The sequence below is a fragment of the Allochromatium humboldtianum genome (genome assembly GCF_013385175.1).
Lineage (GTDB): Bacteria > Pseudomonadota > Gammaproteobacteria > Chromatiales > Chromatiaceae > Thermochromatium > Thermochromatium humboldtianum.
The window spans coordinates 113,398-135,935 of sequence record NZ_JABZEO010000004.1; the positions used below are offsets into that span (position 1 = coordinate 113,398).

At 66.0% G+C, this 22,538-nt stretch carries 19 protein-coding genes; 10 read left to right on the forward strand and 9 right to left on the reverse strand.

Annotated features, from left to right (window positions below; translation table 11 throughout):
- Positions 1-2: 2 nt before the first annotated feature.
- Positions 3-1,157, reverse strand: coding sequence for a hypothetical protein (locus HW932_RS07270; RefSeq protein WP_176975832.1), 1,155 nt, complete (start codon positions 1,155-1,157; stop codon positions 3-5).
- Positions 1,158-1,399: 242 nt separating this feature from the next.
- Between HW932_RS07270 and HW932_RS07275 the strand changes: the two genes are divergently transcribed.
- Genes HW932_RS07275 through HW932_RS07285 form a run of 3 tightly spaced genes read left to right on the forward strand, consistent with a single transcriptional unit; the run spans position 1,400 to position 3,975 of the window.
- Positions 1,400-1,915 carry a hypothetical protein gene (locus HW932_RS07275; RefSeq protein ID WP_176975833.1) on the forward strand — a complete coding sequence of 172 codons (516 nt, stop codon included), beginning with the start codon at positions 1,400-1,402 and terminating at the stop codon, positions 1,913-1,915.
- A 52-nt stretch (positions 1,916-1,967) separates the two neighbouring features.
- Positions 1,968-3,335, forward strand: a complete 1,368-nt coding sequence (gene mpl / locus HW932_RS07280) for a UDP-N-acetylmuramate:L-alanyl-gamma-D-glutamyl-meso-diaminopimelate ligase (protein ID WP_176975834.1) — start codon at positions 1,968-1,970, stop codon at positions 3,333-3,335.
- 10 nt (positions 3,336-3,345) lie between these two features.
- Positions 3,346-3,975: a flavin prenyltransferase UbiX gene (locus HW932_RS07285; protein WP_343046971.1), complete on the forward strand. Its 630-nt coding sequence runs from the start codon at positions 3,346-3,348 to the stop codon at positions 3,973-3,975.
- A gap of 129 nt (positions 3,976-4,104) precedes the next feature.
- Here the strand turns inward: HW932_RS07285 and HW932_RS07290 are convergent, their stop codons facing one another.
- From HW932_RS07290 to HW932_RS07325, 8 genes are all read right to left on the reverse strand, one after another.
- Complete coding sequence (locus HW932_RS07290) at positions 4,105-6,342, reverse strand: tRNA(Met) cytidine acetyltransferase TmcA (RefSeq protein WP_176975836.1); 2,238 nt, start codon at positions 6,340-6,342, stop codon at positions 4,105-4,107.
- Between the two features lie 35 nt (positions 6,343-6,377).
- Entirely contained in the window at positions 6,378-7,145 is a 768-nt protein-coding gene (locus HW932_RS07295) for a protein-L-isoaspartate(D-aspartate) O-methyltransferase (protein ID WP_176975837.1), read from the reverse strand.
- A gap of 120 nt (positions 7,146-7,265) precedes the next feature.
- Entirely contained in the window at positions 7,266-8,561 is a 1,296-nt protein-coding gene (fccB, locus tag HW932_RS07300) for a sulfide-cytochrome-c reductase (RefSeq protein WP_176975838.1), read from the reverse strand.
- A gap of 15 nt (positions 8,562-8,576) precedes the next feature.
- A complete protein-coding gene (locus HW932_RS07305) occupies positions 8,577-9,176 on the reverse strand; it encodes a c-type cytochrome (protein WP_176975839.1) in 600 nt (199 codons plus the stop codon).
- A gap of 138 nt (positions 9,177-9,314) precedes the next feature.
- Positions 9,315-10,286 carry an ankyrin repeat domain-containing protein gene (locus HW932_RS07310; RefSeq protein WP_176975840.1) on the reverse strand — a complete coding sequence of 324 codons (972 nt, stop codon included), beginning with the start codon at positions 10,284-10,286 and terminating at the stop codon, positions 9,315-9,317.
- Between the two features lie 33 nt (positions 10,287-10,319).
- Positions 10,320-10,877 (reverse strand): NapC/NirT family cytochrome c, encoded by a 558-nt coding sequence (locus tag HW932_RS07315; protein ID WP_176975841.1) that lies wholly within the window; start codon positions 10,875-10,877, stop codon positions 10,320-10,322.
- A gap of 189 nt (positions 10,878-11,066) precedes the next feature.
- Positions 11,067-12,134: a quinolinate synthase NadA gene (nadA, locus tag HW932_RS07320; protein ID WP_176975842.1), complete on the reverse strand. Its 1,068-nt coding sequence runs from the start codon at positions 12,132-12,134 to the stop codon at positions 11,067-11,069.
- 15 nt (positions 12,135-12,149) lie between these two features.
- Positions 12,150-13,595, reverse strand: a complete 1,446-nt coding sequence (locus HW932_RS07325) for a dynamin family protein (protein WP_176975843.1) — start codon at positions 13,593-13,595, stop codon at positions 12,150-12,152.
- A gap of 321 nt (positions 13,596-13,916) precedes the next feature.
- On the opposite strand from HW932_RS07325, the gene HW932_RS07330 reads away from it, so the two are divergent.
- The 7 genes from HW932_RS07330 to HW932_RS07360 all read left to right on the forward strand — a co-directional run bounded on the left by HW932_RS07330 (position 13,917) and on the right by HW932_RS07360 (position 22,504).
- Positions 13,917-15,023 (forward strand): efflux RND transporter periplasmic adaptor subunit, encoded by a 1,107-nt coding sequence (locus tag HW932_RS07330; RefSeq protein WP_176976071.1) that lies wholly within the window; start codon positions 13,917-13,919, stop codon positions 15,021-15,023.
- A gap of 42 nt (positions 15,024-15,065) precedes the next feature.
- Positions 15,066-18,938, forward strand: coding sequence for an efflux RND transporter permease subunit (locus HW932_RS07335; RefSeq protein ID WP_246296712.1), 3,873 nt, complete (start codon positions 15,066-15,068; stop codon positions 18,936-18,938).
- A 195-nt stretch (positions 18,939-19,133) separates the two neighbouring features.
- A complete protein-coding gene (locus tag HW932_RS07340; protein WP_176975844.1) occupies positions 19,134-19,616 on the forward strand; it encodes a hypothetical protein in 483 nt (160 codons plus the stop codon).
- 100 nt (positions 19,617-19,716) lie between these two features.
- Positions 19,717-20,490 carry a hypothetical protein gene (locus tag HW932_RS07345; protein WP_176975845.1) on the forward strand — a complete coding sequence of 258 codons (774 nt, stop codon included), beginning with the start codon at positions 19,717-19,719 and terminating at the stop codon, positions 20,488-20,490.
- Between the two features lie 110 nt (positions 20,491-20,600).
- Positions 20,601-21,233 (forward strand): ParA family protein, encoded by a 633-nt coding sequence (locus HW932_RS07350; protein WP_176975846.1) that lies wholly within the window; start codon positions 20,601-20,603, stop codon positions 21,231-21,233.
- A gap of 37 nt (positions 21,234-21,270) precedes the next feature.
- Positions 21,271-21,795: a hypothetical protein gene (locus HW932_RS07355; RefSeq protein ID WP_176975847.1), complete on the forward strand. Its 525-nt coding sequence runs from the start codon at positions 21,271-21,273 to the stop codon at positions 21,793-21,795.
- 103 nt (positions 21,796-21,898) lie between these two features.
- The gene (locus HW932_RS07360; protein WP_176975848.1) at positions 21,899-22,504 is read left to right on the forward strand and encodes a polysaccharide biosynthesis/export family protein; all 606 of its coding nucleotides are present in this window, start codon (positions 21,899-21,901) and stop codon (positions 22,502-22,504) included.
- The last annotated feature ends 34 nt before the right edge of the window (positions 22,505-22,538 follow it).

Here is a 22,538-nt window from a genome sequence, read left to right on the forward strand (position 1 = left end):
GGTCACAGCAAGCCCTGACAGAGGCCGTCCTGACAACGGATCAGGAAACTGTCGCTGCCCTGGCAGGGCACCTTGTAGACCTCGCCGTCCTGACGCGACTCGATCAACTGCGAGCCGCTGCCCGCGACCTGACAGCCGCGCTGACGGGCATACTGTTCGGCGTTGGCCGACCAGATCATCCGGGGACCGGCCGCCGTCGTCATGGGCGCTGGCTCCGTGCGAGGCAGCGACATCATGTTGTCCCGCGCAACGCCCGAAGTCCCGGATACGGGGGCGGGTTCGCGCGGAGGCAAGCGGTTCAGGTTCGAACTGGCATCGACCACGGGCGCCGCGCCGGGCGGGGTGTATCTGGGTTCGGGCGTGGTGGGGCGGCGCGTATAGGTCGGACGCGGAATGCCCGATTCGATTTGACTCGGCGGCGTCGACGCGGCCCGCGGAGCGACGCTCGTATCCGTCCGTGGCGGTGCGGACGGGGGCGGTGTGTAGGTGGGCGCCGCCGGCACGGGGGCCGGTGTGACTTGAGCCGCCTGGGTGCTGCCGGCGGCGACCGGCGCGGGTTGGCCGGCGGGCGGCGTGCCGGAGTCCTCCCAGGCATCCCGCCAGCCCTCGGCGGGTGGCGTGGCGCGCGCCAGACGCTCACGATCGCGAATCCAGCGCTCACGCAGTGAGTCGAGCGACTGCATGAGCGGGTCGCGGAACTGATCGGTGTAATCGATGCGCTCGGCCGGACGTCCGGCATAGGCCGGCGTGACCACCTGGGCCAGAGTGGCGACCTCGATACCGCCGCCATAGTTCTTGAGCAGGGTCGTGACCTCGAGCATGGAGCCGGGCACGGCCGCCATGCCCGGCGCGGCCAGCGCCAGCACCGAGGCATCCGCCGGGCGCTCGACGACCAGACGCTCATCGGTCAGATCGACGTTTTTGACCGTCCAGCCGCGACTGCGCGCCGCGCCCAGGGCCAGGGATCTGACCTCGGCGGTAGTCGCCCCCGGCAGCATCAGGCGTGGCAGATAGGTGGTGTCGATCGGTGCGGGACCGTTCGATTGCATCGACTCCTCGGCGACCCTGGGGTTGCTCGCGCAAGCCGAGAGCAACAGGGACGACATCGCGATGCAGCAGGCAATGGCCTTCAAGCGCGGATTCACTTCGAGCCTCATGGATCCTCGGCCGGTGTCGGCCCGGATAGTCTAAAAAAATGGAGATGGATGTGCAGGGAGGTGTTCGGGACAGGAGTCGCCGCCACGAAGGCGGGAAACCCGATGAATATATAACGATTCGAGATGGGCTTACAATGGGCCGAACGAACGCCGGTCGGGCCAGTGCGTCGATAGTGCTCCGTATTTGCGGCCGCTGTGGTTATCATTGGCGCCATTGTCGATCGAGTCGAGAACTCCTCATAGTGCGGGCACTGATCAAATTCTTCGTCGAACTCTGTCTGCTGCGCCGTCCGCCCCAGGATCTGCCGGCCTCCGAGATGTTGCTGGGACTGGTGCTGGCGGCCGATCTGGTGGTCGGTGTCCTGGTCGGGATCACGGCGGGACTCTCCTGGCTGACGAGCCTGCTCCAGGGCGTCGCCGAGCTCCTGCTGATGCTGCTGGCGCTCTATGCGGCCCTGACGCAGCTCAAGCTGCGCGCCCGCTTCCTGCAGGCGGCCACGGCCCTGCTCGGCAGTGGCGCGGTGCTCGGTCTGGTGGCGATCCCGCCGCTGAGTCTCAACCCGACCGGCAGTCAGGAGAACGATCTGGCCGCGCTCGGCGCCTTCCTGCTGCTGGGCCTGGTGATCTGGGGCATCCTGGTCACGGGGCATATCCTGAGACACACCTTCTCCATCACACTCGGTCAGGGGTCGGCGATCGCGGTCGCCTTCCAGATCGTGGCGGTCACGCTCGTCACCAGTCTATTCAGCGGTCTTTGACGCGCTCGACGCCCTGGCGTCTCCAGCGTACCGATCTTCCCGGAAGCCATTCATGCATCTACACATCCTTGGAATCTGCGGCACCTTCATGGGCGGGATCGCGCTGCTGGCGCGCGCGCTGGGCCATCGGGTCACGGGGTCGGACGCCAATGTCTATCCGCCCATGAGCACCCAGCTGGAGGCGGCCGGGATCGAGCTCATGGAAGGCTATGACGCCGCGCATCTGGACCCGCCTCCCGACGTGGTGGTGGTCGGCAATGCCATGAAGCGCGGTATCCCGGCCGTCGAGGCCATGCTCGATCGCGACATGCGCTACTGCTCCGGCCCCGAGTGGCTGCGCGAGAACCTGCTGCGCGAGCGCTGGGTGCTGGCCGTGTCCGGCACGCACGGCAAGACGACCACGGCCAGTATGCTGGCCTGGGTGCTGGAGGACGCGGGTCTGGACCCGGGGTTCCTGATCGGCGGGGTGCCGCTCGACTTCGGCGTCTCGGCGCGTCTGGGATCGGCGCCCTTCTTCGTCGTCGAGGCCGACGAGTACGACACGGCCTTCTTCGACAAGCGCTCGAAGTTCGTCCACTACGGGCCGCGCACGCTCATCCTCAACAATCTGGAGTTCGATCACGCCGACATCTTCGATGATCTGGGGCAGATCCAGCGCCAGTTCCATCATCTGATCCGCACGGTTCCGGGCAGCGGGCTGATCGTGCATCCGGCCGGGGCGCCGGCGGTGGATACCGTCATCGGTCTGGGCTGCTGGACTCCGCGCGAGACCTTCGGCAACGCGGGCGATTGGCGCGCCGAGCTGATCGAGCCGGACGGTTCGTGCTTCCGGGTCCGGCTGCACGGCGCCGAGGCCGGTGTCGTCGACTGGGGACAGAGCGGATTGCACAATGTCGAGAACGCGCTCGCGGTCCTGGCCGCCGCGCGTCACGCCGGGGTGCCGGTCGGTGCGGCGGTCGAGGCGCTCGGGCGCTTCCAGGGCGTGAAGCGGCGACTGGAGTTGCGCGGCGAGGTCGCCGGCATCCGGGTCTTCGACGACTTCGCCCATCACCCGACCGCGATCGCCACTACGCTCGATGGACTGCGCCGTCGGGTCGGCGCCGAACAGCGGATTCTCGCGGTGCTGGAGCCGCGTTCCAACACCATGCGTCTGGGAACGCACAATGCTGAGCTGGCCGGTTCGCTGACGGCGGCGGATCGGGTCTATGTCCATGCGCCGAGCGATCTCGGCTGGGACGCGGCGGCGGTGCTCACCAGCTTGGGTGAGCGGCTGGCGGTGCATGACGCCATCGAACCGATCGTGACCCAGGTGATCGCCGACAGCCGGCCGGGCGATCATATCCTGGTCATGAGCAACGGCGGATTCGGCGGCATCCATCAACGGCTGCTGGAGGCGCTGCGTCTCAAACATGGCGCTTGAGTCGAAGTCCGTGGCCGATGCAAAGCGGGACTGGCCGCGCACGATCACGCTCGCCTTCACCGGGGCCTCCGGGGCGCACTATGGTCTGCGGCTGCTCGAATGTCTGATCCGCGCCGAGGTTCGGGTCTATCTGCTGATCTCGCAGGCGGCGCAGGTCGTCATCAAGATGGAGACCGGCTTGGATCTGCCGGCACGCTCCGGCGAGGCCGAGTCATTTCTGAGCGAGCGCTTCCAGGCCGCGCCGGGTCAGTTGCGGGTGTTCGGACGTCAGGAATGGACGGCGCCCGTCGCCAGCGGCAGTCATCCGGCCGAGGCGATGGTGGTCTGTCCCTGTACCGCCGGGACGCTGGGCCGTCTGGCCGCCGGGTTGTCGAGCTGTCTGATCGAGCGCGCGGCGGACGTCTCGCTCAAGGAGCGTCGCCCGCTGATCCTGGTCGTGCGCGAGACGCCGTTCTCGACCATCCATCTGGAGAACATGCTGCGGCTGGCTCAGGCCGGAGCGACCATCATGCCGGCCAATCCCGGCTTCTACGGCAACCCGAGCCGGATCGAGGACATCGTGGATTTCATGGTCGCCCGTGTCCTGGATCACCTGGGTGTGACGCACACGCTTGTAAAACGCTGGGGCGATCAAATTTGATTTGAGTTGTTGACAAGCCTCTCAGTACATAAGAAACTGTTGATGTACTGAAGCACTTGGCTCCAGTACACTCCTCCATCCTCCTTTGGTGGTAATTTTTCGAGCGCGACGCAACCCGTCGCGCTTTTTTTATGGTCGGATGGCCGGAAGGCGAGCGAAGAGTCGGCCGCACACTTGGCGGAGTCGCTCCAGCAGCGCCTCCCGGCCACGGGCTGCAAAACGTCGCGCCAGTCCGGTGAGCGGGTGATATTGCAGCACGGCCGCGACCAGCAGGGCGGACTCGCGTCGATCGATCCGCCCGGTTCTCAGGGCATCGGCCAGATGCCGACGTGTCAGGACCGACAGCAGCGGCAGACTGGCTTCCAGCGTTCGATGTCCCGCGACGAAGGACTCCAGCTCGAAGCGCCAGCCGTCCGAATCGGCGTGCGTTGCGCACTCGGCCGAGTCCGGCACGGGCAGGGCGCCGATGAGCATCGCGGCGATCTCGGGATCGAGTTCGCGCAGTGGACCGGCGAGCCAGACCGGCAGACTGGACGCGAGCCGTCGGTTGGCGTCTTCGAGCAGGCGCTCGCCCGCGTCCGAGATCGCCCGGAGCACGACCACGGCATGTTCGCCGCTGGCGGCATTGCGACTGGCGCCGATCTGAGCCGGCAGGAAACCGCAGGCCTGCCAGAATTCCAGTAGCTCGGTCGTGGCCCCGAAGCTGGCGCCCAAAAGGTCGATTCGCTCGGTTCGGGCCGCAGGCTCCAACTCGGCCAGCAGACGCCGCCCCAGCCCACGCCCCGTCAGAGCCGGGTGCACGACGATCCGGATCACGCGCCAATAGCGATGGACCGGCGCCTCCGGCAGACCGGCATGGGCCGAGAGCGTCTGGGGCAGGAGATGGCCGCGTGGGCGACGCCGTCCGCAGAAGATGGCCGCACGCAGTTCCGGGTCGAGCATCCCGCCTTCCTCGGCGACCAGCAGGGTGCCGACCAGATGTCCAGCCTGTCGCAGCACCAGAAGACGCACATTGGGGCCGTCGAGCAGCATTCGCAGATCCAGCGGACGGGTCTGATAGTGGGCGAGCACCAGCAGGCCGAAGAGTTCGCGCAATGTCGGCTCGTCCCGGAGCAGGGCGTCGCGGTCCAGCCACTGGGCGTTCAAGCCGGTTGGATCGACGGTGGCGGCCTCCAGGACGGCTTCGCGTGCAGCCGGTGCGGCATCGAGCAGAAGGGCGCGAAAGACCAGACATTCGAGTGGATCGTCGGCTGCCCAGCGGATCGGGGTGTCCAGGCCGATGGCACGCCAGTCGGGTGTCAGGCGCTCCAGGGTGTCGCGGAAGCGGATCTCGAAGCCGCGCCCGGTGCCCTCGTAGCCGTGCACGGTGCTGGCGAAGACGATGCGGCCATAGCGTTCGAGCAGGGCCGTCAGCAGTGGGGCCGGGATGCCGGCCGCCTCGTCGACCAGGAGCAGATCGGCTTCGGGCTGGTGTTCGAGGAGTTCGGCCGGTGCGTGGAAGACGAGCGACTGGAGTCCTGTCGAGACGTCACAGGTTCGTCCGGTGCTCCGTTCGGCCGCGCTCAATACCGCCTCGGCATGACGGTAGAGCGTCTCGACCGCCTCGCGCCTGGGCGCCGTCACCACCAGACGCCGTCCACCCTCGATCAGGAGACGACCGGCGGCCAGTCCGAGCGCGGCGCTCTTGCCGCGTCCGCGATGCGCGGTCAGGACCAGCGGGCGTCGCGCGCGACCATGCGCGGTCTTGAGGATGGCCGCGACGACTTGGGCCTGATCGGGTGTGGAGGGACAGGCCAGGTCATCGGGCATCGAGCGCTGGAGCCGGTCATGGGCAGATGCGCTCGGAACCGAACCTGTAGGGGCGGCGATCGACTCCAGGCCGCCCTGGTCGAGGCGCACGACATCCGGATCGGACTCCAGCACGGCGATGAGACGCGCGATGAAGCGCCGGCTCAATCCCGCCGGGTCGAATGGCCAGACCGCAATCCGCTCGGCCTGCGGGTCGGGCAGGCGCGACCACTCGGCCACGGGCGGCGTCAGGAGCACCAGGAGTCCGCCGCCGCGAATCGCTCCCGTGGCGGCGCCGAACCCATCGGGGTCGAATCCGCCATGCACGTCGAGAATCAATAGATCCAGATCCGAGCCCAGCAGACGTGTCGCCGAACGTAGCGGTCGGCTCGGTTCGGCGAGGATCGGACGCTCCGCGAGACAGATCCGATCGAGTTCGGGCAGGGCGGCGACGATCCGGCGCGCACCGTCCGCCGTCCATTCGGGCGATCCGCGCAACCAAAGAGTCAGACGATGACCACGGGCGCACGCCGATGCGTGCCGATCGCGCAACCAGCGAGCATCGGGGACGCTCGCCAAGCGCCGATGTTCCGTTTCAGACCTCGGCGAAATGCTCAAGGCTCCATCGCACCCGTGACCGGCACGAAACGCACCGGCAGCAGATCGCGCCGCACCAGCTCACCGCCTTCGTCGCGCGTGAAGACCGCCAGCCATTGCACGCGATCGGGCGCCCCCATGGGGATCACCAGCCGCCCATCGGGCGCGAGCTGCTCGACCAACCGACGCGGAATGTGCGGCGCCGCCGCCGTGACGATGATGGCGTCGAAGGGCGCGGCCTCCGGCCAGCCGAGCCAGCCGTCCCCGGCGCGCACCCGGACCCGGTCGTAGCCCAGCGACTCCAGCGTCCTCGCCGCCCGCTCGGCCAGCTCGGGCACGATCTCGACCGTATAGACCTCGACGTCCATGGCCGCCAGCACGGCGGCCTGATAACCCGACCCCGTGCCCAGTTCATAGACCCGATCGCCCGGGCCGACGTCGAGCAACTGACTCATGATGGCGACGATATAGGGTTGAGAGATGGTCTGTCCCTCGCCGATCGGCAGCGGCGAATCGAGATAGGCCAGCGCCCGCTCGGACTCAGGGACGAAGCGCTCACGCGGCACCGTGCGCAGTGCCTGCTCGACCCGTGGATCGAGTCGATCGAAACCCAGTTCGCCGGCCGTGGCGCGCACCCCGGCCTGAATCTGCTCCACCAGCTGATGACGTCGTTCAGCCATGACCGCCTCCTCCGATTCCGTCGCCTGGGCCGGAATGAACAACACGCCGAGACCGAGGATCGAGCAGGCGCGCGTGATCCGCTGCAATCGCTTTTGACGTGGCATGTGATGAACCTCCCGCCGGTATCGATCCACCGGATCGTTCGGCACAGAGGATAGCGCACAATGAAAAAGGGGCCATCCGGCCCCTTGAAGTCGAGATCCGGGGATCTCGCGTTCTCGTGCTTATCCGAAGGTATCGTGCACGATGTTGTTGTACCAGCTATAGGCGTACTGCACCTCGCGCTCCAGCACCCAGTCCGGCGCATCGACCGGGGTGACGCCGCCCGAATCCGGCACCGATTCGATGGCCGAACCGTCTGCGGCCGGTCGATAGACGGCCGCGACCGAGATCCCATAGGCCGGCGCCAGGATCGAGTAACAGGTGTTGATATAAGACGGCGTGCCCGGCTCCTCGCCCTTGAGCAGCGCCACCACGGCAGCGGCGGCGACCTTGCCCTGGCTGTTGGCCGAATAGCCCGACTTGGGCATGGCGGCGGCGATACAGGCGTCGCCGATCACGTGGATGCCGGCGTGGATCTTGGATTCGAAGGTTTTGATGTCGACCGGGCACCAGCCGGAGTCGTTGGTCAGCCCGGCGATCTGCGCGATCTTGCCCGCGCGCTGCGGCGGAATGAGGTTGATGACATCGGCCTTGAATTCGTCGCCGAAGGAGGTCTCGACCATCATCTCACCGCCGTCGACCTTGACCACGGCGGAGTCCGGTCCCGGATGCCACTCGATCAGGGCGTTCTCGGTGCCGAAACCATAGAGCCGCTCCCAACCCTTGGTGAATTGAGCCTGCTTGGAGAAGGCTTGACTGCTGTCGAGGATGATGACCTTTGACTTGGGCTTGTGGGCCTTGAGGTAATGCGCGACCTGACTGGCGCGCTCATAGGGTCCGGGCGGGCAGCGGAAGGGCGCGGCCGGGGGCGCGATGATCACGGTGCCGCCGTCCTTCATGTCTTCGAGCTGCTTGCGCAGGATGGCCGTCTGCTCGCCGGCTTTCCAGGCGTGAGGCAGCGTGGCGGCGGCCTCCTCGCTGTAGCCCTCGATCTTGTCGTAGATCAGCTCGATGCCGGGGGCGACCACGCAGCGGTCATAGCCGAACTCAGCCCCGCCGGCGGTTTTGACCAGCTTCTTGTCCGGATCGATGCCGGTGGCGCTGTCGTGCACCACCTGGATGCCGTGCGCCCGCAGTCCGTCATAGCCGTGCCTGATCGATTCGAGCTTGCGGTCGCCGCCGATGACCTCGTTGCTCAGATAGCAGGTGTAGTAGTTCTCGTTGGGCTCGATCAGGGTGACTTCGATGCTGGGATCGGCGAGCTTGATGTACTTGGCCGCCGTCGCTCCGCCCGTACCTCCGCCGATGACAACCACCTTGCGCCCGGCGCCGAAGGCCAGGTGCGGGAAACCCAGGATGCCGACCGCCGCCGCGGCCGCACCCGAGGTCTTGATGAAATCGCGTCTGTTAAACGTCATGTCCGTCTCCCCCGATCATTGCTGGCTGGCGTAGAAGGCATAGAGTGCGTCGAGTCCTTCATCGCCCTCGGCCTTGAGCAGTTCCCTGAGCTTGCTCGCCATCTTCTTTTCCATCGGCCGGCGCTCCTCGCGGAAGTCCGACATGGCGTACTGGAGATAGGGCGTCCACTGGCCGGCGAGGATGTGGTAGTCCTCCTCGTCGACGAGCGGCTTGCCGCCCTCGACATGGCACTTCTCGCAGTACTTGTCGTGCAGCTTGGCGCCTGTGTCGGCGAGCGCCGTGTCGAAGGACTGCTTGGCCGGTTGGTAGGTCTGCTGCTTGAAGTAGCCGGCCATTTTCTCGAAGTCCGCCGTCGAGTAGCCCTTGGCGATGCGGCCCATGATGGTCGAGGCGATCTCGCCGCTCTTGAAGCCTTCCATTACCTCGACGAAGACGATCGGGTCCATCTGAGCGATGGAGGGCGAGGCGGGACCGACGCTGTTGCCGTGGGTGCCGTGGCAGCCGGCGCAGTTGTTGGCCAGCATCTCGGCGGTGGGCTCGGCGCCGGCGTTGGACGCCAGTCCAAGCGCCAGCACACTGGCCGCGAGCATGAGTCTCGGGGTGCTTGGGGTCATGGTGTTGCTCCTCTCCTTCTTGGTTTGATTCAGTGATTCAACCGCTTTTTTTATGAGGTTATGGGTTGAATACAACGTGCTGCGTGAACCTGTTGGTCACCCGCGCACGACACGGGCGTGCCTTCAGGCCGGTCAGGCTCAAGGCGTCTTGGAAGCCTTGGGCGTCAGGCGCGCGATCGCCTGCCGATGGCCGAGTTGGACGGCGATATCGGCCGCCGTGCGACCGGCGTCGTCCTTGAGATCGGTTCGGGCGCCGGCCGCGATGAGCCGGTCGATGAGTTCGGCATGGTCGGTGGCGACGGCCTCCATCAGGGCGGTCGTGCCCTCCCGGTCCTGCCGGTTGGGATCGGCGCCCATGGCGAGCAGGCGCTCGACCATGGCGACATGGCCATGCCCGACGGCCAGGATGAGCGCGGTCGAGCCGAGCGCATCGACCGCGTCGAGTTGGGCGCCCAGCCCGGCGAGCGTCTCGACGGCGCCGACATGCCCCTGATCGGCGGCGATGAGCAGCGCCGTGGCGCCCTCCTTGTCGCGCGCCTCCAGATCCGCGCCGCCCCCGGCCAGCAGCGGCAGCACTCCGGTCTCGCCCTTGGACGCCGCCTGCATCAGCGCCGTGCGGCCTTCGCGATCGGCGGCCTTGGGATCGGCGCCCTTGAACAGCAGCTGCTCGACCATGTCGGTGATGCCGTGACGCGAGGCGATCATGAGCGCGTCCCAGCCGGAGCGGGTACGATCGTGGACATGGGCGCCGCGCTCCAGGAGCAGGGCGCTGATACCGATGTGCCCGGCCTCGGCGGCGAAGGTCAGCGGGGTGCAGCCGGCGACGGTGCGGGCGTTGACGTCGGCCCCTCGGGTCAGGAGCAGGGCGACGGTCTCCAGATCATCACCCTCGACGGCGAACATGAGCGCGGTCTTGCCGAACTGATTGGGCGCGTCGACGCGCACGCCCTGGTCGAGCAAGTCGGCGGCGGTCTCGGCGTCGCCGATCATGACGGTCAGCCGCAGTTCGGTCTCCAGATCCGTCTCGGCGGCCCAAACGACCGGAGCGGCCAGGAGCAGGGCGGAGACGAGCAGCGGGGCGCAAAGGCGGAATGTGCGATGTGGGTCCATGGCGGCCTCTTGGCTTGGGCGATGCCTCCCGGATCAGGAAGCGTCGTCGTCCGGCTCGGTTGGCTCGTGATGGGCCACGCCCTTGTGGCACTCGATACAGGTCTGGCCCTTGTCCTGGGCGGACGAATGGCGACTGCGCGCCGAGCGACTCTGCTCGGAGAGATCCATGTCGGCGTAATCGTGACAGCTACGGCATTCGCGCGAGTCGCTCGCCTCCATCCGTTTCCAGACCTGATTGGCCAGATACCAGCGACGGGCCTCGAACTTCTCGGGCGTGTCGATGGTGCCCATGATCTCGTGATAGACGTCCTTGGCGGCCACGATCTTGGTGACGAGCTTGGGGCCGAGTTCCTTGGGCACATGGCAGTCGGCACAGGTGGCCTGGACGCCCGATGTGTTCTTGTAGTGGAGCGATTCCTTGTACTCCTCGAAGTTCGTCTGCATCGTGTGGCAGGAGGTGCAGAATTCGAGGGTATTGGTGGTCTTGATGCCGAAGTCGACGGCCCAGACGAAGGCGATGCCTCCGACGAACATCAACCCCAGAGCAAGCAGTGAAAAGCGCTTGGCCGAAGAAGCCTCGGGCTTCGACATGCGAACGTCCTCCAAACGGCTGGCGGCTGTTGTTGGCGCCGCTCTGATCGGCCGTTCGAGGAGGCACTCGGCTCATCGAACGGCTCGTTGATTGACAATTGTCATGGATCTTAAAGCAAAGCTGGTCGGGATGTATAGTGTTCGATCGATCGCACGAGGCCGTCGCGGCCCGGCCTCGTGCGGGGGAGATCAGGTGCGTGCCGGCCGCCCGATGCCGCGTTCGCGGGCGAAGTCGAGCATACGCTGGATGGAGACGACGGCACGCTCGCGGATGGCCGGGTCGATGCGGATCTCCTGATCGCCGGTCAGCAGCACCTGCTCCAGATTCTGGAGCGCGTTCATCGCCATCCAGGGACAGTGGGCGCAGCTCTCGCAGGTCGCGCCCTCGCCGGCGGTGGGGGCGGGGATGAGGATCTTGTCCGGGGCGATCTGGCGCATCTTCCAGAAGATGCCGGCATCTGTGGCGACGATGAACTCGCGGTTCGGCAGTTCAGCCACTGCGCGGATCAACTGAGTGGTCGAGCCGACCACGTCGGCCTGATCGACCACCTCGTCGGGCGATTCGGGATGCACCAGCACGGCCGCGTCCGGATGCAGCTTGCGCACCCGCTCCAGGGCGAACGACTTGAACTCCTCGTGCACCACGCAGGCGCCGTTCCACAGCAGCATCTCGGCCCCGGTCACGCGCTCGATGTAGTGCCCGAGATGCTTGTCGGGCGCCCAGAGGATCTTCTCGCCGCGCGCGGCCAGATGCTCGACCACCGGCAGGGCGATGCTGGAGGTCACGACCCAGTCGGCGCGCGCCTTGACCGCCGCGCTGGTGTTGGCATAGACGACGACGGTGTGATCCGGATGGGCGTCGCAGAAGGCGGTGAACTCATCCGCCGGACAGCCCTCGTCGAGCGAGCAGGTCGCGCGCAGATCCGGCATCAGCACCCGCTTCTCGGGATTGAGGATCTTGGCCGTCTCGCCCATGAAGCGCACGCCGCAGACGACTAGGGTCTCGGCGTCGGTCTCGGTGCCGAAGCGCGCCATCTCCAGCGAATCGGCGACGTATCCTCCTGTTTCTTCAGCCAGCGACTGGAGCTCGGGGTCGGTGTAGTAATGCGCCACCAGAACCGCGTTTTGCGCCTGGAGCAACCGGCGGATGCGCGATCGGAGCTGGGTGCGCTCGTCGTCGCTCAACGTCGGCCACTGAGGATGCGGCGGAACCTCGATCGAACGGATCGGCAGCGTCTCGGATGAGGGATTGGCCATGCGCGTGCTCCGCCTTCAACCCTTCGAGCGGTTGGGATTGGTGAACCGCTCGTTCAGGGTCTGGATATAACTCTCACAGCTCTGCAAGACCTCGTCGAGTTCGGTGCGCGTCTTGCGGCCCCAGCCGAACGGACGACCCAGGATCACGGGTCGCCAGAAGCGGGTGTTGTTCTTGAAGGCGGCGACGACGTTGCCGGGCGGATTGATTTTCTCGACCCGCTTGCGCAGCCAGTGCATCAGACTGAGCGCGGCCAGATGCCGAATCGCGAAGTGGATCAGGATCGCCAGCACCAGCAGGGCGCCTTCCAGGCCCATCACACCCCAGGGGATGCTCTTGACCAGTTCCAGCCATTCGGCGTGATAGGTCATGCCCTGCCAGTGGTTGGCCTGGAGGCTCCAGGTCATGAAGCCGGCGACGGCGCCGATCAGCAGCACGGATTCTGTGACCAGGGTCCGCCGGCGCCAGCGGCGCATCGTCTCCTGGAGCAGGGGCACGGAATCCCGGGTGAATTCGGTCACGCTCTTGCGCAGCGCGGCGATGATGCGATAGGCGCGCTCGACCTCGACATGCTCCATGCGCCGATAGATGTCGTTGAGATCCTCGTCGCGCTTCTTCTCGAAGCGCTTGCGCCGGTGCTCGTCGGCGATGTGGATCGCGACCTCGGGGCAGTAGATGGTGTAGAAGCGTCCGGCGGTCAGACCCGCCTCGCCGATCGAGCGCAGCCAGGCGGCGACCACGTCTTCCGGATTGTCCTCGCCGGCGGCCGAGTCGAGCTGGTTGAGGATGTAGAGGAACTTGCCGGCGTCGGCGCGCTTGATGGTGTCCGAGACCAGATGCTTGAGGGTGTCGCGCATGGCGCCCGGCTCGGGATGGCGCGCGTCGAAGAACACCAGCACCAGGTCCGAGAGGTCGATCATGTGATCCGTGATGCGCAGCACGCCGGTGCGCTGGGCGTCGGCGTCGAATCCGGGCGAGTCGATGATGATCTTGCCGCGCAGACGCTCACTGTTGCAGGTCTTGAGCTGGAGATAGGTGTCGATGCGGCTGCCCTCGCCGCCGGCGACCTCCTCGATGGCGTGCGACATGCGGAAGAAGGGGAAGCGCGGGTCGGAGTCGAGCGCCACGCCGGGCAGGGTATGGCTGATGTCCTCGGGGCTGTAGACGATGACGGTGAAGCGGTCGTCGACGGCCTGGTTGCCGGAGCGCTGGAGCTTGTGGCCGAGGTAGTAGTTGATGAAGGTCGACTTGCCGGCCGAGAAGGTGCCCAGGATCGAGATCAGCGGCCACCAGGGGATCTGGGTCGCGAAGGACTGATTCGGCGCCATCAGGCCCATGCGATAGGCGACGCGATCGAGCACCCGAAAGCTCTGCACCGCGCTCAGGAGCACGGGGTTCTCCTGCTCCAGATGGGATTCGAGCTCGGACAGGCGTTGCTGGAGGGCGTCGGCCGTGGACGTCATCGGGAAATTCCTCGGTTGCTTGATGGGTTGAGCGGGCACGGTCGCGGATGTTGCGACGAGTCGGCAGGGGCGGGGGCTCGGGTGCCACGGAAAATAGGACGAAATAGTACACCCAACATGGGGTTAGACGGTAGCCATGCCTGGATGTCGGTGTCGCGTTGCTTGAATGTCCCATCGCGCTACAGGCATACTGCGCAATCCTTATGTTCCGACCACATCCTCGCCCCTCGGGCGACCCTGATTACAATCATAAAACGATTGGTGCGCGATCCGATGGGAAGCAAGACTCCGAATCCTTTGAACGCCTGTCTGCTGGCTTGCATGGTGGCCGTCACGTCCGTGACGGCCGCCGCCGAGACAGGTGAGACCTTCGTCGTCCAACAGGCCCAGGGCGCGCCCACGGTCTCGCTGGGCGGAACCGTCATCCCTTACAAGGAGGTCACGCTCGCCGCCCAGCTCCCAGGGCGCGTGACCTTCATCGCCGGGCGCGAAGGCGACAGCTTCGAGCAGGACAAGCTCCTGGTCGCCATCGGCGACGAGGAACTGGTCGCCAAGCGCCGCGCCCTGCTGGCGCAGATGGCCGCCGCCGATGCCCAGCTGCGCAATGCCGGCGTCCAGTACAGCCGCGAACTCTATTCGCCCCAGTCGCGCACCGCGCCCGGCGGCATGGGCCTGCCCAATCTGTTTGACCAGATGTTCACGCGCCCGATGGAGAGCTTCGTCGGTGAGCGCAACCAGAGCGCCGAGCGCTCGGCCGACATCTTCGCCTCGGGCATCCAGATCCAGGAGGCCCAGAGCGCCATGATGCGCCTGCAGGCCGAGTTGCAGGCGCTCGACTCCAAGATCCGCGACGCGCGCGGCATCGCGCCCTTCGCCGGCGTGATCGTCAAGAAGCACGTCGAGGTCGGCGACACCGTCCAGCCCGGTCAGCCGCTCTTGAATTTCGCCGACATCGAGTATCTCCAGGTCGAGGTCGATGTCCCGGCGCGACTGCGCCCCGGTCTGCGCGAGGGCCAGATGGTCCAGGCCGAGATCGAGCCGGGCAACCAGCACGTCCCGGTGCGCGTGGCCCAGATCTTCCCCATGGCCGATCCGCAGCGCCATACCATCAAGATCAAGTTCGACGTGCCGCAGGGCGTCTCCGAGCCAGGCATGTACGCCAAGGTGCTGGTGCCGGACGAGAGCGCCCCGGCCCGTTCCAACCCGGTCATCCCGCTCAGCGCCGTGCGCTACAACGGCAGTCTGCCCGGCGTCTATGTCGTCAACGAACAGGGCGAACCCCAGTTGCGCCTGATCCGGGTCGGCGAGGAATTGAGCGGCGGCTTCGTCACGGCCCTGAGCGGACTGCGCGCCGGCGAGCGCGTGCTGGCCAATCCGGGGCCGCAGATCAGCGCGGGCTGGGCCAAGGGCGCCACGCCGGATCGTTGAAGCGGATCTGAACTCCACTAACCTCTGGATCTTGGATCGCACATGAATCAAGAGCTCGACCCACCGATGGACGCCAAGGCGCCGCATGCGATGAATGCCGAGCATCTGGGCATCGCCGGACGCACGGCGCGGTTCTTCATCCGCTCGCCGCTCTCGCCGCTGTTCTATGCCGCCATGCTGATGATGGGCCTGCTCGGCCTGATCATGACGCCGCGGCAGGAAGACCCGCAGATCTCGGTGCCCATGATCGACATCATGGTGCAGTATCCGGGCGCCTCGGCGCAGCAGGTGGCCAATCTGGCCGTCCAGCCGCTCGAACGCCTGATGAGCGAGATCCCCGGCATCAAGCATGTCTATTCGGCCTCGCAGCGCAGTCAGGGCCTGGTGACGGTCGAGTTCGACGTCGGCGAGGACATGGGGCCGTCGCTGGTCAAGGTGAACGACAAGCTCGCCTCCAACATGGACAAGATCCCGCCCGGCGTGCTGCCGCCGCTGGTGCGCAGCAAGGGCATCGACGACGTGCCCATCGTCACTCTGACGCTGTGGTCGAAGGATCTCGACGGCGACGGCGCCTCCGATGTCGACGATGCCCAGCTGCGGCTACTGGCGCAGGACGTGCTCCAGGCGCTCAAGCAGGTCAAGGACACGGGCAACGCCTTCATCGTCGGCGGACGGCGCGAGCAGGTCACGATCAACGTCTCGCCCGAGCGGCTCTCGGGGTATCGCCTCAGTCTCGATCAGGTCGCCCAGACGCTCGAGAGCGCCAACGCCGAGGCCGTCGCCGGCGGGGTCGAGACCGGCGGGGCGCGCTTCTCGGTGACGACCGGCGCCTTCCTGACCGGGGTCGAGGACATCAAGCGGCTGGTGGTCGGCACCTACAACGATCTGCCGGTCTACATGCACGACATCGCCGATGTGCGGCTCGGTCCCGAGGACGATGCCTCGCAACTGGTGAGCTACTACACAGGCCCGGCGGCCGAGATCACAGAGCGCGCCGACGGTCGCCCGGCGGTCACGCTCGCCATCGCCAAGAAGGAACTGACCAACGGCGTGACCGTGGCCAACGCCATCATCGACAAGGTCGAGGAACTCAAGGGTTCGCGCATCCCCGACAACGTCGAGGTCAGCGTCACCCGCAACTATGGCGAGACCGCCAACGACAAGGTCAACGAGCTGATCTTCAAGCTGGTGGTCGCCACCTTCTTCGTCTTCATCCTGGTGCTGGTCGCCTTCCGCGCCCTGCGTCCGGCGATCGTGGTCATGCTGGTCATTCCGGTCGTGCTGTTCATGACCGTGTTCACCGCCTGGATCTGGGGCATGACCATCGACCGGGTGAGTCTGTTTGCGCTCATCTTCTCGATCGGCATCCTGGTCGACGACGCCATCGTGGTGGTCGAGAACATCTACCGCCGCTGGCTGGAGCAGGGGCGCACGGATGACGCAACCGCCATCGACGCGGTACGCGAGGTCGGCAATCCGACGATCCTGGCGACCTTCACCGTCATCGCCGCCCTGCTGCCGATGGGCTTCGTCAGCGGCATGATGGGACCGTACATGGCGCCGATCCCCAAGCTCGGCTCGGTGGCCATGTTCATCTCGCTGTTTGCCGCTTTCGTGTTCACACCCTATCTGGCCATCTCCAAGTGGCTGCGGCCGACGATGAGCTATCTGCGCGCGGCCGAGAAACGCGAGCACAAGGGTTCTGAACGGCTGGAGCGTTTCTTCCGGCGCGTGCTCACGCCGCTGATGGAGAATCCGCGCAAACGCACACTGTTCAAGCTCGTGCTCTGGGGGTCGTTCCTCTTCACCTGCTCGTTCTTCTATTTCCACTGGGTGGCGGTCAAGATGATGCCACTCGACAACAAGCCTGAGTTCTCGGTCGTGATCGACCTGCCCGAGGGCACGGCGCTGCCGGTGACGGCCAATCTGGCCCATCGCATGGCCGAGGAAGTGCGGAAGATCGAGGAAGTCACGGCGGTGCAGCTCTATGCCGGCACCTCGCGGCCGTTCGACTTCAACGGCATGGTGCGTCACTACTATCTGCGCTCCGAACCCTGGCAGGCGGAGCTTCAGGTCCAGCTCACGCACAAGACCGAGCGTGAGCGCAGCAGCCATGAGATCGCGGTCGCGGCGCGCGAGAGGCTCGAACAGCTCAAGGAAGGCACGGGGGCGCGGATCGCCGTGGTCGAGATGCCGCCCGGACCGCCGGTGCTGCAATCCGTGGTCGCCGAGATCTACGGCCCCTCGCCCGAGACGCGCCGCCAGTTCGCGCGCGATCTGACCGCCGTCTTCGAGCAGGCCGAGAGCACGCGCGACGTCGACAACTATCTGCGCGATCCATTCGACTACTGGCGCTTCGAGGTCGACACCGAGAAGGCGATCCGGCGCGGGATCTCGGTCGAGACCATCAACCGCAATCTGTCGATGGCGCTCGGCGGCACGACGCTCGGCGACATCAAACCGCAGTCGGGCCGACAGAGCGGACACGAGCCGATCCGAATCCAGCTCCAGGTGCCGCTGGCGGAGCGCTCGCAGATCCAGCGCCTCGGCGATCTGCCGATCCAGTCGAGCTTCGGCTATACGGTGCCGCTGAGCGAGCTGGGCGAGTTCCAGCGCGCCGCCGAGGACGATCTGATCTATCACAAGGATCTGCGCCCGGTCGAATACGTGGTCGCGGATGTCGGCGGGCGTCTGGCCGCGCCCGTCTATGCCATGTTCCAGATCCAGGATCTGATGGCCGAGACCGATTACAGGGCGCCGGACGGCAGCCGACCGGCCGGGATCGCCGGTTTCGGCGATGCCTTCTACTGGCTCGGCCCGCCGCCCGATGACAGCCGATCGGCCTGGGAATGGGGCGGCGAGTGGACCGTCACCTATGAGACCTTCCGCGACATGGGCGCGGCCTTCATGGTGGCCCTGCTGCTGATCTATGTCCTGGTGGTCTGGGAGTTCGGCAACTTCCGCATCCCGCTGGTGATCATGGCGCCGATTCCGCTGACCCTGCTCGGCATCATCCCGGCCCATGCGGTGATGTTCGCGTTGGGGCAGGGCGGTGAGTTCACCGCGACCTCGATGATCGGCTGGATCGCGCTCGCCGGCATCATCGTGCGCAACTCGATCCTGCTGGTCGATTTCGCCGTGCACGAGATCCAGAAGGGCGTGCCCGTGGCCGAGGCCATGATCCGCTCGTGCAAGATCCGCACGCGCCCGATCCTGATCACGGCGCTGGCGCTGGTGGCCGGATCGAGCGTCATCATCACCGATCCGATCTTCCAGGGTATGGCGATTTCACTGCTCTCGGGCGTCCTGGTGTCGACGCTGCTGACGCTGATCGTGATTCCGCTCGGCTGTGTAGCGGCCAAGGAGGATATGTGCAAGGTCGCGGCCGCCTCGATGCCGGCCGGGGTCGATATCCCCTGTCTGATGGAGCGCGAAAATCAGGCCGCGACGGCGGCACGGGCGGCCCCCAAGAAAGCGACCAAGCCCCGAGGACTGATCGGGCGTCTGTGGGGCGGTCTAGTCGAGGCCGTAGTACTGGTTTTCTATATGGTGCGCGGTATCTTTCTGCTGCTCGGTGAAGCGTTCAAGGGCTTGACGGGTAAGAAGAAGCCCAAGCCGGCGCCGCGTCGTCCGGTCGCGCCGAGCGCTGAGCGTTCGGCAGCTTCGACGCCGACGGCTGAGCCGGTCGCGGATTCGACCGCTTCGACGCCCGCCGGCGAGCCTGAGCCGACGGACGAGACGAATCACGCGACGCCGAGTCCCGAGGTCGAGACTCCGACCAAAAAGACCACGGCCAAGCGCACGACCAAACCCAAGTCGACCACGGGCGAAACCCGGAAGACCGCCACGACACTGCGTAAGACGACCAGACGCGGGATTCGCCTCAAGGACGACACGCCGTCCGACTCGAATTGAGGCGGGCCGGGCGTGTTCCCGCGCGGACACGCCCGGCGGATCTCTGTCGGCCGACGTTGATTCCGGGACGATTTAAGTATTCAATTCAAACAATTCAAACCACGTCTGCGCTGGACGTTCGTCGTGATGGCCAGACGCTGGGCCGTTGCAGGGCGAGACGTTTGGAGTCCGGCGTGCCGTTTGATGGGTGGTGCCATGTATTGGCTCATGTTGCTCGCGGGGATCGCGGCGCCGGCCATGGCGTCGGCCCAGTCTCGCTTTCAGGCGCTGGAACCCGACTATACGCAAGGCTACGAGCGGCCCGATTCCGAGCGCACGGACTGGCCCTGGATGGATCCCGGACTGCGCCCGTTGCCCGATGAAACACGCGCTGAGCCGGTCAGGCCGGAGGCGCCCCGGTTCGGCCGACCGCCCGCGACGGAGGCCGGCACGACGTCTGAGTATCGCTTTCGCGGTGATCCGCCGCCGTCGGCGGGTGCAACCCAGGCCGTCGATCCGGACTCGGACTTGAGATTCCGACCACTCACGCCCAGGGAGCGCGAGCGTCTGGGACCGACCACGCGCTGGCGTCCCACGGACGAGGAACGTCACGGCGAGCCGACCGAGCGCTCGACACTGTTCGATACCCTGGTGCCGGATGGGCCGCCGTCGCCCGGACCCTGGAGCCGACCGCGCTGAGTCCGGAAATCACCTGAGTGCGAACCGAATCGAGGGATCGAAACCGAACGATCTGTATGATCTGGAACCAATAGAAGATGATGAGAGGGGAACAGGCAATATGAGACTCCATAAGCACGCGCCTTGGGCGATCCTCGGCGGACTGCTCCTGACTGCTTCGGTTCAGGCCGAGATCGCCGGCGTCCAGTTCTCGGCGGAGACGGTCAGTCGCGGCCCCGACGGCCAGACGAGCACCGGCAAGATGTATGTCGGCGCCAACCGAATGCGGGTCGAGATGTCCCACCTGGGCCAGGAGATGATCCGCATCCACGATCAGAACCGGCAGATGGAGTGGATGCTCCTGCCCGATCGCCAGGCGTACATGGAGCGCTCGGCGCCGATGGGCGGCACGGCTCCCGGATCGATGCCGGCACCCTCGGCCGAGACCAATCCCTGTCAGGGCATCGAGGGTTTGAACTGCACCCGGACCGGCGAGGAGGACGTCGCCGGGCGACGGGCGGTCAAGTGGGAGATGTCGATGACGCACGAGGGCAAGACCCTGACCGGCGCGCAGTGGCTCGACGTCGAGCGCGGCCTGCCGCTCAAGTATCAGATGCCCGACGGTCAAGCCATGGAGTTGCGGATGCTCGGCACCGAGTCGATCGCCGGACGCGCGGTCGAGAAGTGGGAGATGACGACCACCGTGCCCAACGAACAGCCGGTGCAGTCGCTGCAATGGTACGACCCTGAATTGAAACTCGCGGTGCGCGAGGAGTTTCCCGGCGGTTTCGTGCGCGAACTGACCAATATCCAGGTCGGCCCGCAGCCGGACGAGCTCTTCACCGTGCCGGCCGGTTACTCCAAGATGGAGCCGCCGCCCGCGCCGCCGCGCTGAACCCCCTCGATCGATGGGCGGCGGCTCGGCCACGGCATCGGATCGAGCCGCCGCCCAAGTCTTCGACCGAACAACACACAACCTCTAGGCGTTCCGGACACGACTTCACTATGATCACGATCGTTGGCAGTCTGAAGGGCGGATCGGGCAAGAGTACCCTGACCTTCAATCTGGCCGTCTGGCTCGTCATGGCCGAGGTCGGCGTGACGCTCGTCGACGCCGACCCCCAGGCCACCCTGACCGACGTGGTCGATGTGCGCGGCGAGGAAGGGTTCAAGCCCAAGATCGCTGTCCTCGACAAGGACGCTCTGGACGAGTCGCGTCTGCGCGAGGCCGACGAGACGCTGATCGACGTCGGCACCTCGGACATGGAGAGCCTGCGCCGGGCGCTCGCGCTCTGCGACCGGGTCGTGGTGCCGGTGCCGCCCTCGCAGGCCGACATCTGGTCGACCCAACGCTTCATCCAGATGATCCAGACGGTCGAACGCGAGACCCCGCCCGAGATCATCGGCTTCATCAATCGCGGCGACACCCATCACGCCGTGCAGGAGACCAACGAGACGGCCGCCGCGCTCGTCTCGCTGCCCGGACTGCGCTTCATCAAGCCACGGCTCTCGCAGCGCACGGTCTTCCGGCGCTCCTTCAGCGAGGGACTGGCGGTCTTCGAGCTGGAGCCGCGCGGCAAGGGCGCGCGCGAGTTCATGAGTCTGACGGCGGCGCTCTATCCGCGTCTCGTCGGTTGATGTGTGTACCGACCACTGGCCAGACTGAGAATCCATCATGCGCGACAACGAGACTCCAGGTGACAGTCGTGACGCCGTCGTCCAGGCCGAGGCGCCGGGACCGGAATCCACGGATACTCAGGTCAACGCCTATGCGATCGACCGCCTGTCGCAGGCCTTCGAGACCAGCGCCAAGCGCTGGGAACTCATCGTCTATCCCTCGCTGTTCGCTTTCATCATTCTGGCGGCCTATGGCTTCTATCTGGTCTTCAGTCTGGCCAAGGACGTGCATTATCTGGCCATCAGCGTCGACACCAACATGACGGTGATGGCCAGCAACATGCAGTCGATGTCCGACAACGTCGCCCAGATGAGCCGCAACGTGCGCGTCATGACGGCAAGCGTCGAGTCCATGGCACAGGACGTCAATACCCTTCAGCCCATGCTGACCAGCATCCAGGAGATGGATCGCTCGATGCGCGTCATGACCCAGTCGACCGCCGCCATGGGGCGTGACATGGCGGTGATGAATCAGAGCATCAGCCGGCCGATGCAGTTCATGAACGGGTTCATGCCCTGGTAGTCGGACCCGGACGCAACCAAACGACCCCGAGTATCTAGCCAAACGACACTCTCGGTGTTGTAATCTCGGGCCGGATCATTCTTGGAGACGAGGTGTCAGGATCATGTCATCGACGCTACGCAACGCCCTGGACTCCCGAGTCGTGAAACCGCTCGCGCTCGTGCTGCTTCTGTTCGTCGGGCTGTCCCCCCTCGGTCTCACGCTGGCCGAAACCCTGCCGCCGGCCGGTTATCGACTCCAGGCCGGCGACATCGTCGCCGTGTCCGTCTGGCAGGAGCCGGGACTCGAACAACTGGTTCTGGTGCGGCCCGATGGCGGCATCTCCTTTCCCTTGGCCGGTGACTTGCCGGCGGCCGGTCTGACGATCGACGAACTCAGCGACCAATTGCGTGAGCGCCTCAAGAAATACATCTCGGATCCCGTCGTCACGGTCACGCTCCAGGAGATCCCGGGCAATCGGGTCTATGTGCTGGGCCGTGTCAACAAACCGGGTGACTTTCCGCTGGTCACGCGCGACATCACCGTGATCCAGGCGCTGGCCATGGCCGGTGGACTCACGCCCTTCGCCGACGAGAAGAAGATCCAGGTACTGCGCACGACCGACGGCAAGCCGCAGTCCATCACCTTCGATTACAGGCGTATCCGCCGCGGCGAGGGGCTGGAGCAGAACATCCCGCTCCGCGCGGGCGACGTGATCCTGGTTCCCTGAGCCGTTACGACGCCTTCAAGCCAACGTCACGCGC